Origin of the sequence: Dethiosulfatarculus sandiegensis (assembly GCF_000931935.2) — a bacterium.
GTDB classification, from domain to species: Bacteria; Desulfobacterota; Desulfarculia; order Desulfarculales; family Desulfarculaceae; genus Dethiosulfatarculus; species Dethiosulfatarculus sandiegensis.
In genome coordinates this window covers 227009-239722 of sequence record NZ_AZAC01000034.1, presented here as the reverse complement: position 1 = coordinate 239722, position 12714 = coordinate 227009, and the positions used below count along the sequence as shown (strand labels likewise).

The window sequence follows — 12714 nt, the reverse complement described above, 5'->3', positions numbered from 1 at the left end:
CTCAAAATCAAGGCTTACGGGTTATTTTTTTTGATTAAAAATTTCAGCGGGTTTTTTTGTGCTGCCGGTAGCTCCGGGATAATCTTCGGCCACATAGGCCTTTTGATTTTCCTTAATCAGATGGTTTGCCTGTTTCATGAAATGGACATAGCGCTTTTTACATTCATAAAACCCATGCCACCAGGCATAGTCAGGGGCCATCATGGCAGCGCCCATGCGCGCCCTTCTGCCCTCGTGGTGCCATAATTCATAAAACTCCACAAAAATGGGCGCCTTGAAAAAGGCGTCCTTGGGCAGAAGCCCCTTTTTCTTAAGTTCGCCCAGTTTGGCTTTGGCGGGCTTGAAATAGGTTTCATTGTAGAGGGCAACCGCACCGTCCATCTGATCATAATGGTTCTTGACCCAGAGTTCACCGTGACACTGCTTGCAGACCTCTTGCATTTTTTTGCGTTCGGTTTTCCAATCCAAAGGAGAGGGGAAAGGCTTAAACTCCTGGGGCCTGATCGTCAGGGGCGCTTGCAGCTCCCAGGAAAGCCTTTCGGTCACATCATGGGTGGTGAGAACCGGGCCCGAACCGGACATATGGCATCCGGCGCAGGTGGGGGTTCGATAGTCCACCCCCGCGGTCCAGGTGCCGGGAGCAGAAGTCCAGTTCCAGGAGGCTCCTTCTGAATGATAGATAGCCCCGTGCTTGGATTCGTTCCATATCTCAAGCTGGGGGTGATCCGGACCAAGGTGGCATTGGCCGCAAGTCTCGGGTTTTCTGGCCTCTGCCACGCTGAAGCGGTGCCTGGTGTGGCAACTGGCGCAGGAGCCAAGGCTGCCGTCAAAATTCACCCTGCCCACCCCGACATTGGGCCAGGTCATGGGGTCCAGCTCCCCGTTTTTCAGCTTAAGCACGGTGCCGTGGCAATGCAGGCACCCGGTTAACCTTTCAAAATCACTGTTCTGGCCGGCATTGAGCCAGGGGTCCAGCTTCCAAATAATCTCAATGGTGTTGGCGTGTTTGCTTTTGGCGTACTGTTTGGCTTCATCAGGGTGACAGCGGGAGCAATCCTTGGGCGTCACCGCCGCGGCTACCGGCGCCCGGTAATCACTCACCCCCCATTTATTATCGCTGCGCTCATACTGCTTGAAATGCCTCTGGCTTATGTCCTTGTCCGCGGGATCTGCGAGGTGACAGTCAATACAGGTGATATTGGCGCTGGCATGCCTGCTGTGGGCCCAGTCCGCAAAAAGGCCGGGACTTTCCTTTTTATGGCACTCAATACAGGCCAGGGCCTTTTGAGAAATGCTCCTCTCGATGCGATAAGCCTTTTCCTTGGCCTGGTTGGGAGCCGCCTGATCCTGGGCCGGGGCCGGATTGACCACGCAAACCAGGATAAAGGCGGCTAAGCCGCCCTTGAAAAACTTCTTGCCCATTCATCCCCTCCCTTAATCTGAAAAGACCTATGTCCTTATTCCGCAGAATAAAAAGGCTTCAAACCGCTTTTCCCTGTTTTTCCCGACCCCCCTTGACGAATTTTTTGTCCGGCCTGCCTGTCAAGAGCCCATTTGGGCGTAGTCGTAAAAAGGTTTGGGCTTATGCACCAAGTTTTCATGACAGTCCAGGCATTTCTTTTCATAGCCCGGCCTGGCATAAAGCACATCCCTGTGGGCCAGCATGGCTCCTCTTTTATTGGGAATGTAAAGCAGGTTTCTGTGGCATTTCAGGCATTGATCGTTTTTTATGCTTTTCCTGGCCTGAATCACCATGGCGCTGCGGTCATAGGGTTCTCCCAGAAAATGCACCACCACATCCTTTATGCCGTGAAAGGTCTTGGCATAAAAAAACTCATAAGTATCGTGGGGCGCGGGCAGATGGCAATCCATGCAATCGGCCACAAAACCTTTTTCATTGGCGGCATGGGAAGAGGTTTTCCATTGGTTATAGGCTGGTTCTATTTCATGGCAGGAGCTGCAGAACTCGGGGGTGGAGGTCCGCACCATGGTGAAATAGGTCATGCTGAAAAGGGGAAACCCCAGCACCACCCCGGCCACCACCAGTAAAAGGGAAAAATAAAGAACCTTCTTTTTGGACTGGGGAGCTTTTTTTTGCTCATGCGCCTTGTCCATGGGCCTTCTTCACTTTTATCTGCGGTTCTGTTACTATCTTGTGGAATTATGGTCGGAGGAAGTTATTAATCAGACTAACAGGTACCTAAATAACAAGTCAAACACCAAATGTTGACCTACCGGCTTCCCTTTTAAGACCCTTTGGCCTGATCCCGGGGATGCAATCAAGGAGGTCCCCATGCCAGGGATTATAAAAGTATCCGAAGCGTCATCCATTGCCATTCACGCCATGGTTCTTTTGGCTGCGGTAGAAAACAAGGTAATGCCGGCCTCGACCATGGCTCAAAACCTGAAAGTTTCCCAAGCCCACCTCGCCAAGGTAATGCAAAAGCTGGCCAGGACCGGATTGGTCAAATCCACTCGTGGCCCGGCCGGAGGATTCAGCCTGTCTAAGCCAAAGGAAAAAACCAACCTCCTTGAAATCTACGAAACCATGGAAGGCCCCCAGCAAAATACCGGTTGTCTTTTGGATGCTGATGTCTGCCCGGGCTCGGCCTGCATCCTGGGCAGGGCCTTGCATGATATCAACCTGAAGGTATTGGAACTGTTTTCCGAGCACACCCTGGCCGACCTGGTGGATTCTCCCTTGGGTCGAAACGTGAAAAACCAAGCAGCCTGAAAGTTTCACAAAATGGCTTTCAAGAAAAACCTGGGAGGACAAGCCGTTATCCACAACACTCCGTAACTACCAACTTAAAATCCAAAAGGTTAAAGAACACTTTTTGAAAGCCTGCTTAGAGCTCTTTAAAAACACAGTCAAATCGCCCAATACGCCCGGACGATCTACGGGTGCGGCTTGGCAGCACTTTGTTTTCTCAGGTAGCCACATCATTTTTTCAAACTTTTCATCTTGAAATCAATTATTTAAGTAAGTCACACTTAAAAAACCAACTAAAAATGTAGTTTTTACTTGACGCTGTTTTATATTTAAGTATATTGGTACTTAAATACCTAATTAATAGTCGAGAAGCGATGAACTCATTTTTACGCATATCAGAGGCAGCCGCCCTGGCCCTACACACCATGGGGCTCTTGGCTACAGACCCGGAGAGGGTCTTTGCCAACAAGGAATTGGCTGCCGGTTTCCAGGCTTCAGAAGCTCACCTGGCCAAGGTGATGCAGCGTCTGACCAAGGCGGGTTTGGTGCATTCCAGGCGAGGCCCCAAAGGCGGATTCTCCCTGGCTACAGATCCCGAACGAACCAGCCTGCTTGAGGTTTACGAGGCGGCGGAAGGCCCCATGGAGATAAGCCATTGCCTGTTTGGGCAGCCGGTCTGCCGCAACGGATGCATAATGGGCGGTTTTCTGGAGGGTATCAGCCGACAAGTGATTGAGTATCTGAAAAAAACCAAACTCTCCGAGATCAGCCCCATATTGAAAAATCAAATCCGGAAGGACACTTAAATGAACCAGGTCAGAAACATAATCGAGATTGACGAGGAACTCTGCAACGGTTGCGGCCAATGCATTTTAGATTGCGCCGAGGGAGCCCTGGAGCTGGTTGAAGGTAAGGCCAAACTGGTGAGAGAAATTTTTTGTGACGGCTTAGGCGCCTGCATAGGCTCCTGCCCCACCGGAGCCCTAACCATAACCCAGCGTCAAGCCGAAGATTTTGACGAAAAGGCAGTGGAAGAGAGGCTCTCGAAACTTAAAAGCAAAGGGCAGGCTCCAGCGCCTGAAATTCCCGAGATTCCGGCCTGTGGCTGCCCCTCCTCGGAGTCCAGGGTTTTGTCTCCGGTCGAGCCTTCCAGGCCTGGCCAGGGAGAAGAGGTCTCGACCCTGGGACATTGGCCTATCAAGTTGCAACTTTTACAACCGGGCGCACCTTTCCTGAAAAACGCAGACCTGATCCTGTTGGCAGACTGCGCGGCAGCCTCCCTGCCTGACCTGCATAGCCGTTTTCTACCGGGAAAGGCCATTGCCCTGGCCTGCCCCAAACTGGACAACCCCCAGGCTCATGTTGAAAAGTTGACCCAGCTCCTGGAAGGCGCACGGCCCCAAAGCGTGACCGTGGTGCATATGGAGGTGCCCTGTTGCAAGGGACTGGAATTTATCTTGCAAAAGGCCCTGGAAAAGACAGATGCCGAACCAAGGCTGGGCAGCATTAAGATCGCCAGGGACGGGTCCATTCTCGAGGCCCTGAACGTGCCTTGGAATCTTTAAGGAAAAGGCGCTTTATGCAGCTTGGTTCAAACAAGGCGGATCAAAACCAAACAGACCTTGCAATGGTGAATATAACGGCCTGCAAGGGGGTGACCGGGTGCTGCCCGCAAACGCTTTTACCGGAGGCGGATTGGGTCAAACTCATGGAAACCTGGTTAAGCTCGGCAAAAGTCCAAGAACGCCTGGCCCAAAGGAACGCCCTGAAGAGCGCCAGAGCACATAAAGGCCTGAAAATTGCCTTGAGCGGCTGCCCTAATGGTTGCGCCAGGCATCAGGTGGCTGATCTGGCCGTGGTGGGGATGATGGCCCCGCTATTTAACGAAGAAGCCTGCATTGCCTGCGGTGTGTGTGTGCCTGAATGCCCGGATCGAGCGCTTGACCTCAAAAACAACCGCCTGATCCGGCAAGATCACAAATGCCAAGGTTGCTTCACCTGCTCCGGCATTTGCCCGGAAGAGGCCTTTAAGCCGGCAATCCGACAGGTTGGAATCCTGGCCGGGGGAAGGCTGGGCAGGCATCCGGCCTGGGCCAGGGAGGTCGCCCGCATAGAGTCACCTGAAAAGGCCATGCAGGTCATCAGCGATCTTTTTGAAAAGTTCCTCAGCACTTCCGAACCAGCCGCCCGCTTTGGCCACTGGTTCCAAGAACAGGGAAAAGGAGGCGCGTGAAATGGGAAACACCATGTGCCCGGGACAGGACACCTCATTTTGGAGGCCTGACGACATATTTGAAGTCCCTTGCGGCAACTGCGGCCATGAGGTGGAGTTTTTCAAGGACGACGCCACCCGCCGTTGCAAAAGCTGCGGGACTTTGGTGAAAAACCCCAAGCTGAACCTGGGCTGCGCCCAATGGTGCGAGCATGCCAAGGATTGCCTGGGATATGACCCCAAGGAAAAGCTGGCCCAGGCGGAATCGGGCGACACCTCGCTGACCGACAAGCTCATCGAGGCTGTCAAGGCGGTGTTTGGCAATGATCAAAAAGAGATCGACCACAGCCTCAAGGTTCTTGATTATGCGCGAGAGCTGATCAAAAAAGAGCCCGCCGACCCCCAGGTGGTGATGGCCGCCGCCATTTTGCACGATATCGGCAAACCCCTGGCCCAGGTCAAGCACGGCTCCGCGGCAGGAGCTTTCCATGAGATGGAAGGCCCTCTGGTTGCTAAGGAAATCCTGCAGGATCTGGGGCTCAAGGCTGAGGTCATTGACCATATATGCCGGATCATTGCCAACCATCATACAGCCAAGGGGATAGATACACCGGAGTTCCGCCTGGTCTGGGATGCAGACTGGCTGGCCAATATTCCAAGGGATTTCAGTGAGCTGACCCCGGAGAAAATGGAAAAACTCATAACCAAGGTTTTTAAGACCAAAACCGCCAGCAAAAAGGCCGAAAGACTTTTCTTATAAAAATCGGAGGGATTATCCATGTTTTGTTATCAATGCGAGCAAACAGCCAGAGGCCAGGGATGCACAGTCAAGGGAGTCTGCGGCAAGGAGCCTTCCACCGCGGCTCTACAGGACCTCTTGACCTATGCTGTTCAAGGTCTGGGAATCGTCGCCCATGAGGCCCGGCAAAAAGGGGTTAATAACAACCAGGCCAACCGGTTTACCTCAGAAGCCCTGTTCAGCACCCTGACCAATGTGGATTTTGATGACAGCCGTTTTGTTCCTCTTATCAAAAAGGCTGTGGAATTGCGCGAAGCTATCCGGGAAAAGGCGGGCTTGGCCCCGGCCGCGGATGGCCCTGCCGCCTTTACTCCGGCCGATGACCTGGAAGGCCTGGTGGCCCAGGGCGAGGCCCATGGGCTTAAACAACAGGATGTGGACCCTGATGTCGAATCCTTGCGTCACCTGATTCTCTTCGGCTTAAGGGGCGTGGCCGCCTATGCCGATCACGCAGCCATCCTGGGTCAGGAAGATGACCAGGTGTATGCCTTTGTTCACGAGGCCCTGGCTTCCATGTGGGACAAAAGCCTGGGGGTGAACGACTATGTGGGCCTGGCCCTTAAGGCCGGTGAGATCAACCTGCGCACCATGGAGCTTCTGGACGCGGGCAACACAGGTGTATATGGTCATCCCGCACCGACCGAGGTGCCTTTGGGGCACAAGGCCGGCAAGGCGATTTTAGTCTCGGGTCACGATCTCAAGGATCTGGCCCAACTTTTGGAGCAGACCAGGGACAAGGGCATATACATCTATACCCACGGTGAAATGCTGCCCACCCACGGATATCCCGAGCTTAAGAAATACGAACATTTCTACGGGCACTATGGCACTGCCTGGCAGAACCAGGGCAAGGAATTCCCCCTTTTCCCGGGTGCCATTCTCATGACCACCAACTGTATTCAAAGGCCCAAGGGAGACACCCCGGACAAGATCTTCACCACCGGCCTGGTGGGTTGGCCCGGCGTGCCCCACATAGCCGAGGAAAACGGCAAAAAGGATTTCACAAAGGTGATCGAAAAGGCCCTTGCCCTGCCCGGCTTCCAGGAAGATGAAAACAAGGATTCGGTCATGGTCGGCTTTGCCAGAAATGCGGTAATGGGCGTGGCCGACAAGGTGATCGAGGCGGTGAAGGCCGGAGCCATCAAGCATTTCTTCCTGGTCGGCGGCTGCGACGGAGCCAAGCCGGGCCGGGATTATTACACCGAGTTTGTGGAAAAGACCCCCAGTGACACGGTTATTCTGACCCTGGCCTGCGGCAAGTTCCGCTTTTTTGACAAAAAGTTGGGCGACATAGGCGGCATCCCCAGGCTCCTGGATGTGGGGCAGTGCAATGACGCCTACTCGGCGATTCAGATCGCCGTGGCGCTCTCCAAGGCCTTTGACTGCGGGGTCAATGACCTACCGCTTTCCATGATCCTTTCCTGGTACGAGCAAAAGGCCTGCGCCATTTTGCTCACCCTGCTTTACCTGGGCATCAAGGATATAAGGTTGGGCCCCTCCCTGCCTGCCTTTGTCAGCCCCAATGTGCTTAAGGTATTGGTTGAGAACTTCAACATCATGCCGATAACCACTCCGGACAAGGATCTGGAGGCTATTTTGGGTTAATTCCTCCCCTAACACATCAAAAAACCGCGGGCCGCCCATGGCCCGCGGTTTTATTGTTCAGCCGACGGAGAAAATATTTTCAGATAAATGCTGTGCAGAAAAGCCAAGCCGGTCAGGCCAAGGCCAAACCAAGTCGCCATTTTAAAGGGGGTTGCCGGGCTATCGGCAAACCAGGCTCCAGCCAGGGAATCAAGCACCAAAGGTGAAAGAAACTGGCCCAGGTAAAGCAGGGAAGTAACCAGGGCCATGGCAGAAACCAGCCGGGCGGGTCCTGCCGAGAGCCTGGTCAGCTGAAAAACCAGAGGTGAGATAAATCCCAGCCCCGCCCCCACCAGGGTCAGTCCACAGAAGATCGCGGCCAGATGAGTTGACTGGCCCAGAACAAACATACCCAGGGCTATCACCCCTGCTCCGGCAGGCATGGAATAGCAGCCGAACAGCTTATGCAGCCTGTGAAAGGAAAGGCCGAGCAAAAATGCGGTCAGATTAAGCCAGGCGCTGGCCGCGCCACTGGTGGCCGGAGAACCCATGCCCTGGTTCTCTATGAACAAAGAAATATTAACCGGCACTACATAAAAAACCATCATGGTCACCAACATGACCAGGGCATAAAAAACAACCGGCAAGGGGAACTTCTGACGCCTCTTTTCGTTGGGGGCTGATCTCCTCTCCGGCTCGGGCAGATAAAAGTGAACCAGAATAATAGCCGCCAGGGCCACCCCATAGGAACCAAAGGAGTAACGCCAGGAAACAGCGGCCAATACGCCGCTCAGAAGCTGGCCGCAGATCCCGCCCACCTGGCTCGAGGCGCTAACCCACCCCATCATGCGCGCAGCCTTATCCGCCTGGTAGAAATCGGAAACCAGGGCATTGGCCAAGGGCATGATTATTCCCACCGAGATTCCCAGAAAAGCTCGGCAAATCAGCAAAAACTCAATTGAGCCTGCCAGCCCCCCGCCCACGCCGGAAACCAGGTAGAGAACCAATCCCAAAAGCAGGGTTTTCTTTTTTCCCCAGGTTCGGGTGAGGCGATTGGTAAAAAACGCAAAAGGAATCACCATCAGGGCGGGAAGGGTAAGCACAAGTTTTATGCTGCTGCCCGAGGCCAGGGGAAAGGCCCGGGCAATACTGGCTATGGCGGGAGCCACAACCGCTCCGGCCATAATGGTGAGCAAGGCCACAGTCAATATGGCCGGGGTGATCATCCTATCCTGGGTTTTCATCCACGAGCTCCTGCATATTGCGGATAACCTGCCGCAGCACATCTTTGCAAACCACCATGTCTGTGGGGTCTATGTTTCGGGCCGCCTGTTTTAAGTTCAGTTTGGCCAAAGCGATCAATTCGGTTTGCAGGGCTCTTCCTTTTTCGGTGAGAACGATGCGTTTCAATCTGCGATCTGCGGGGTCCAATTTTCTCACCACCATTTCCCGCCTTTCCAACCCGTCTATGAGCTTCACCACCGACACCTTGTTTTTACAGGTCCTATTGGCTAGTTCCTGTTGGGTCAGCTTCTCTTGATCCCAGAGAACAATCAGGATTTTCCATTGCTCCACTGTGATTCCCCTGGGCATTAACTTCCGGTTTAAAACAAACCGATAAAACTGGGAGCCCACATCAAGCAGCATCCCCAGGGAATCTTGAATATCGTATTCAACGGTATTGGCCATGGATTCTCATCCCAAAATAGATATAGATTTGACCGTTAACTTTATAACGATTTTCCTAAACCCATCCACCTCCCCCGGGCCTCAAAAACAGATAATTTGCGGATCAGCAGCCCGCCGAACGCTTGAGCCTAAGCTATTTTGGACTTTTGTTCAGATCCGCCTCCTAGGCCAGAAGATCCAGGGCCGCCCTCACAAACAGCTCTGTTCCCAACGGCAGGATCTCCGGCCGGGGTGCAAATCCGGCATTGTGCAAAGGCGCGACCCCGGGGTATCCGGCCCCTAAAAAGAAGAAGCATCCCGGCACTTTTTCCAGGAAATAGGACATATCCTCTCCACCCATGGTGGGTTCGAATTCAAGCACTTGATCCTGGCCCACCACTTGGGCTGCGCATTTCCCAACCAGCTCGGTTATGGCCGCATCATTGATTGTGGGCGGATAACCCGGGCTGAAATCAAAACCATAGGAAGCACCCATGGACTCGCAGACTCCCTTGACCACCTTTTCCAGACGTTCTGGCCAGGACTTCCAGATATCCCGGTCAAAGGTGCGGGTGGTTCCGGCCATTTCCACCTGGTCTGCGATAACGTTAAAGGCGGTTCCGCCCTTAATCTGGCCTATGGTCACCACCGTGGGGCTTAAGGGGCTCATGTGACGGCTTGTGATGCGCTGCAAGGCGGAAATAACCTGGGAAGCGGTATCCACCGGATCTATACAGGTATGGGGCAAGGCGCCGTGTCCGCCCTTGCCTATCACCTTGATATCAAAGCGGTCCATGGCGGCCATCACCGGGCCGGGGGCCACGGAAACAGTGCCGCTTAGCGCTCCGGGCCAGACATGGCAGCCAAGGGCATAATCCACTGGGGGGTCTTTAAGCACGCCCTCTTCCATCATGGGCTTGGCTCCGCCGGGAAACTCCTCGGCAGGCTGGAAAACAAATTTCACCTGACCCTTTATTTTTTCTCTCATGCCCGTAAGAACCCGGGCCGCGCCCAGAGCCATGGCCATATGGCAGTCGTGACCGCAGGCGTGCATCACTCCCTCGTGTGTAGAGGCAAAGGAAAGACCGGTCTCTTCCTTAACAGGCAGGGCATCCATATCCGCCCGGATCATAACGGTCTTGCCCGGGATCTCTCCCTCAACAAGCCCCACAACACCGGTTTTAGCCACTTTTTCCCTTACCAAAAGCCCCATCTCTTTGAGGCAGTCGGCCACATAGGCCGCTGTTTTTTCTTCGGTGAATGCCACCTCGGGAATCTTATGCAATTCTTCACGGTCCTTTTTGATTCGGGCCGCATTATCCTTAATTACTTCTTTCAGTTCAGCCATTTATCACCTCGTGCATGCTGAGTGCCTAAAAAACCGGATTCGCCCAGCCTAGCAGCAGGCAAGGGTAAAAAGCCAGAACAAACCAACTGCTCCCTGGGTTATGAAGCAAATTAAAACCTCAGCAGACCAGCCCTTTCAAAAACAAAAAATCGCCCCGGCCTGATTAAGCCGGGGCGATAACTTACTGAAAAGATCTTGTCTTTATTTATCTGATTACACTTAAAGCCGGCTAGGCAGCCAGGGCCGCCTGATCAGCCTTTTGCCTGGGCCTTTGTAAAACCCACATAAGGCCATAGACCACAATACCCATACTGATCACCAGGTCAGGGCTAATCTCATTTATGCCAACCAGAGAAGCGGAGCCTTCCGGCCTCAGAATCATGAAGGTAATCAACAAAAAGACCACGCCTTCATACCACTTGTTTCTGGCTATGAAATATCCCTGGGTTGCACAGGCAAAGGCGAACATGGCCAGAACTCCCGTTATGAAAATCCAGATCGCCTCCAGCCAGGTATGCACCCCAATCAAGAGCAGACGCTCATTGAAGATAAACATAAAGGGCAAAATGGCCGTGCGGATATCATACATAAAGCCCTGCACGCCGGTTGGGATGGGGTCTGACTTGGCTATGGCAGCAGCGGCATAAGCCGCCAACCCCACCGGTGGGGTGTCGTCCGCCAATATGCCGAAGAAGAACACAAACAAATGAGCGCTGATCAGGTGAACCTCAAGCCCGGCATCCGGAGCCAGCTCGGTTATCACCTTGGCGGTCAAAGAGGCCATGACAATATAGTTGGCCGTGGTGGGAAGCCCCATGCCCAAAAGCAGGCAGGCAACGGCTGTTATGATCAGAAGCAGATACAGGTTTCCGCCTGAGATCACATCCACCACCTCGGTGATGAGTCCGCCGAGCCCCATGGTTACAACGCCCACGATGATGCCCGCGGCACTCACCGCCACACCGATGCCCATCATGTTGCGGCCGCCGGCCACTAAAGATTCCCAGATGGTGACCAGAGCCACCTTAATGCCCCAGACCCAATCCTTGCCTTCTCTCCTGGCCATGACCTGGCACTTGATGACAATCAGGGCAGCCAGGATCAAAATGGCGTTATAAGCGGCCAACTGGGGGCTGTGGCGCAGCCACATAAGCTCGTAGATCAACACGATCAAGGGAATCAGAAAATGTATACCCTCCATTAAAGTCTTTAGAAAGGGTGGCAGATCCACCCGAGGCACCCCGTGCAGGCCCAGTTTACCGGCCTCCAGGTGGGTGATGTAGAAAAGGGCAATGTAACTTATCACCGCAGGCACAAAGGCGGCCTTGACCACCTCTATGTAGGGCAGGTTGCAGTACTCGGCGATGATAAAGGCGGCCGCGCCCATGATGGGCGGCATCAGCTGGCCATTGGTGGAGGCTGCCACCTCCACTGCGGCGGCTTTTTTAGCGGGATAGCCCACGGATTTCATCAAGGGGATGGTAAAGGTGCCTGTGGTGACCACGTTGGCAATGGAAGAGCCCGAGACCATGCCGGTCAAACCCGAGGCCAGAACCGCGGCCTTGGCCGGGCCGCCCTTGAAGGTGCCGAGCATGCTGAAGGCCAGGTCCACAAAATAGCGGCCGCCTCCGGCTTTTTCCATCATGGAGCCCAGAAGCACAAACAAAAACACAATAGTGGCAGACACATCCAAAGGAATCCCGAATATACCCTCGGTGCTGATCGTCTGCTGGGACATGAAACGGGAAAAGCTCACGCCTTTAAAGGCAATCACATCGGGCATATAAGGCCCGAAAAAGGAATATAAAATAAACACGCTGGCCACTATGGTGAGGGCAGGTCCCAGTGACCTTCTGGCCGCCTCCAAAAGCAGCACGATCAAAATCACACCCACCACAATATCCCTGGTGGTAGGCAAACCCTGCCTTGTGGCTATATTTTCATAATCCAGGGCAATGTAAAGGGCGCAAAGGCCCGCCACACCCGCCAATAGAAAATCCAGCCAGGTGATTTTGGTTTTATCGCTTAAAAAAGAAAAAAGCCCCGTTACTTCGCGCTTTTTAAAAAGAGGATAACTCAAATAGACCAGGATGATGGCAAAAGCCAGGTGAATGGCCCGGATATAAACCGCTTCCAGCAGAAGCACCTGCGGCAAAAGCATCTGGTAAATGGACCAGGCAGCGGCAATGACCGGTATCACCCAGGCCTGCCAGCCGGTTGGCACTCGGGAGCCAATTTCCGCCTCCTCCACCAACTTCTGGGCCTGCTTTGCGCCCTGGTCCTCCTGGGTCTCAAGCCCTTCAACCGGTTCCCGGGGGCTCTTGTCAGGCATGGTTGCTCCTTTTTCCTTACCCAGCTCATGAGACAATGGGGCCGCCCACTTAGCTTTG

12 protein-coding genes are annotated in these 12714 nt (G+C 53.8%); 6 read left to right on the top strand and 6 right to left on the bottom strand.

Annotated features, from left to right (window positions below):
- Nucleotides 1–21: 21 nt before the first annotated feature.
- Both X474_RS18595 and X474_RS18590 read right to left on the bottom strand, forming a co-directional pair.
- On the bottom strand, nt 22–1422 hold the full coding sequence (locus tag X474_RS18595; protein ID WP_052515393.1) for a multiheme c-type cytochrome: 1401 nt from the start codon (nt 1420–1422) through the stop codon (nt 22–24).
- A 120-nt stretch (nt 1423–1542) separates the two neighbouring features.
- Nucleotides 1543–2115: a cytochrome c3 family protein gene (locus tag X474_RS18590; protein ID WP_044351005.1), complete on the bottom strand. Its 573-nt coding sequence runs from the start codon at nt 2113–2115 to the stop codon at nt 1543–1545.
- Nucleotides 2116–2293: 178 nt separating this feature from the next.
- Here X474_RS18590 and X474_RS18585 point away from each other — a divergent pair, with 178 nt between their 5' ends.
- The 6 genes from X474_RS18585 to hcp all read left to right on the top strand — a co-directional run bounded on the left by X474_RS18585 (nt 2294) and on the right by hcp (nt 7329).
- A complete protein-coding gene (locus X474_RS18585; RefSeq protein WP_044351004.1) occupies nt 2294–2734 on the top strand; it encodes an RrF2 family transcriptional regulator in 441 nt (146 codons plus the stop codon).
- A gap of 353 nt (nt 2735–3087) precedes the next feature.
- Nucleotides 3088–3519 carry an RrF2 family transcriptional regulator gene (locus tag X474_RS18580; protein WP_044351003.1) on the top strand — a complete coding sequence of 144 codons (432 nt, stop codon included), beginning with the start codon at nt 3088–3090 and terminating at the stop codon, nt 3517–3519.
- Nucleotides 3520–4278: an ATP-binding protein gene (locus tag X474_RS18575; protein ID WP_044351001.1), complete on the top strand. Its 759-nt coding sequence runs from the start codon at nt 3520–3522 to the stop codon at nt 4276–4278.
- Between the two features lie 14 nt (nt 4279–4292).
- On the top strand, nt 4293–4946 hold the full coding sequence (locus X474_RS18570; RefSeq protein WP_044350999.1) for a 4Fe-4S binding protein: 654 nt from the start codon (nt 4293–4295) through the stop codon (nt 4944–4946).
- 1 nt (nt 4947) lies between these two features.
- The gene (locus X474_RS18565) at nt 4948–5685 is read left to right on the top strand and encodes an HD domain-containing protein (protein ID WP_044350998.1); all 738 of its coding nucleotides are present in this window, start codon (nt 4948–4950) and stop codon (nt 5683–5685) included.
- A gap of 18 nt (nt 5686–5703) precedes the next feature.
- Nucleotides 5704–7329: a hydroxylamine reductase gene (gene hcp / locus X474_RS18560; protein ID WP_044350997.1), complete on the top strand. Its 1626-nt coding sequence runs from the start codon at nt 5704–5706 to the stop codon at nt 7327–7329.
- A 50-nt stretch (nt 7330–7379) separates the two neighbouring features.
- Here the strand turns inward: hcp and X474_RS18555 are convergent, their stop codons facing one another.
- The 4 genes from X474_RS18555 to X474_RS18540 all read right to left on the bottom strand — a co-directional run bounded on the left by X474_RS18555 (nt 7380) and on the right by X474_RS18540 (nt 12656).
- Nucleotides 7380–8552, bottom strand: a complete 1173-nt coding sequence (locus X474_RS18555; RefSeq protein WP_044350995.1) for an MFS transporter — start codon at nt 8550–8552, stop codon at nt 7380–7382.
- Nucleotides 8536–8997, bottom strand: a complete 462-nt coding sequence (locus tag X474_RS18550; protein WP_052515392.1) for a MarR family winged helix-turn-helix transcriptional regulator — start codon at nt 8995–8997, stop codon at nt 8536–8538. Before X474_RS18550 ends, X474_RS18555 begins: the two co-directional genes overlap by 17 nt.
- Nucleotides 8998–9160: 163 nt before the next feature.
- On the bottom strand, nt 9161–10324 hold the full coding sequence (locus tag X474_RS18545; RefSeq protein ID WP_044350994.1) for a M20 metallopeptidase family protein: 1164 nt from the start codon (nt 10322–10324) through the stop codon (nt 9161–9163).
- A gap of 229 nt (nt 10325–10553) precedes the next feature.
- Entirely contained in the window at nt 10554–12656 is a 2103-nt protein-coding gene (locus tag X474_RS18540; protein ID WP_044350993.1) for a TRAP transporter permease, read from the bottom strand.
- Between the last annotated feature and the right edge of the window lie 58 nt (nt 12657–12714).

Bases quoted from the DNA above. Each gene is read 5' to 3' on its own strand.
- X474_RS18595 (WP_052515393.1), bottom strand. From the start codon at position 1,422: ATGGGCAAGAAGTTTTTCAAGGGCGGCTTAGCCGCCTTTATCCTGGTT.
- X474_RS18590 (WP_044351005.1), bottom strand. From the start codon at position 2,115: ATGGACAAGGCGCATGAGCAAAAAAAAGCTCCCCAGTCCAAAAAGAAG.
- X474_RS18585 (WP_044351004.1), top strand. From the start codon at position 2,294: ATGCCAGGGATTATAAAAGTATCCGAAGCGTCATCCATTGCCATTCAC.
- X474_RS18580 (WP_044351003.1), top strand. From the start codon at position 3,088: ATGAACTCATTTTTACGCATATCAGAGGCAGCCGCCCTGGCCCTACAC.
- X474_RS18575 (WP_044351001.1), top strand. From the start codon at position 3,520: ATGAACCAGGTCAGAAACATAATCGAGATTGACGAGGAACTCTGCAAC.
- X474_RS18570 (WP_044350999.1), top strand. From the start codon at position 4,293: ATGCAGCTTGGTTCAAACAAGGCGGATCAAAACCAAACAGACCTTGCA.
- X474_RS18565 (WP_044350998.1), top strand. From the start codon at position 4,948: ATGGGAAACACCATGTGCCCGGGACAGGACACCTCATTTTGGAGGCCT.
- hcp (WP_044350997.1), top strand. From the start codon at position 5,704: ATGTTTTGTTATCAATGCGAGCAAACAGCCAGAGGCCAGGGATGCACA.
- X474_RS18555 (WP_044350995.1), bottom strand. From the start codon at position 8,552: ATGAAAACCCAGGATAGGATGATCACCCCGGCCATATTGACTGTGGCC.
- X474_RS18550 (WP_052515392.1), bottom strand. From the start codon at position 8,997: ATGGCCAATACCGTTGAATACGATATTCAAGATTCCCTGGGGATGCTG.
- X474_RS18545 (WP_044350994.1), bottom strand. From the start codon at position 10,324: ATGGCTGAACTGAAAGAAGTAATTAAGGATAATGCGGCCCGAATCAAA.
- X474_RS18540 (WP_044350993.1), bottom strand. From the start codon at position 12,656: ATGCCTGACAAGAGCCCCCGGGAACCGGTTGAAGGGCTTGAGACCCAG.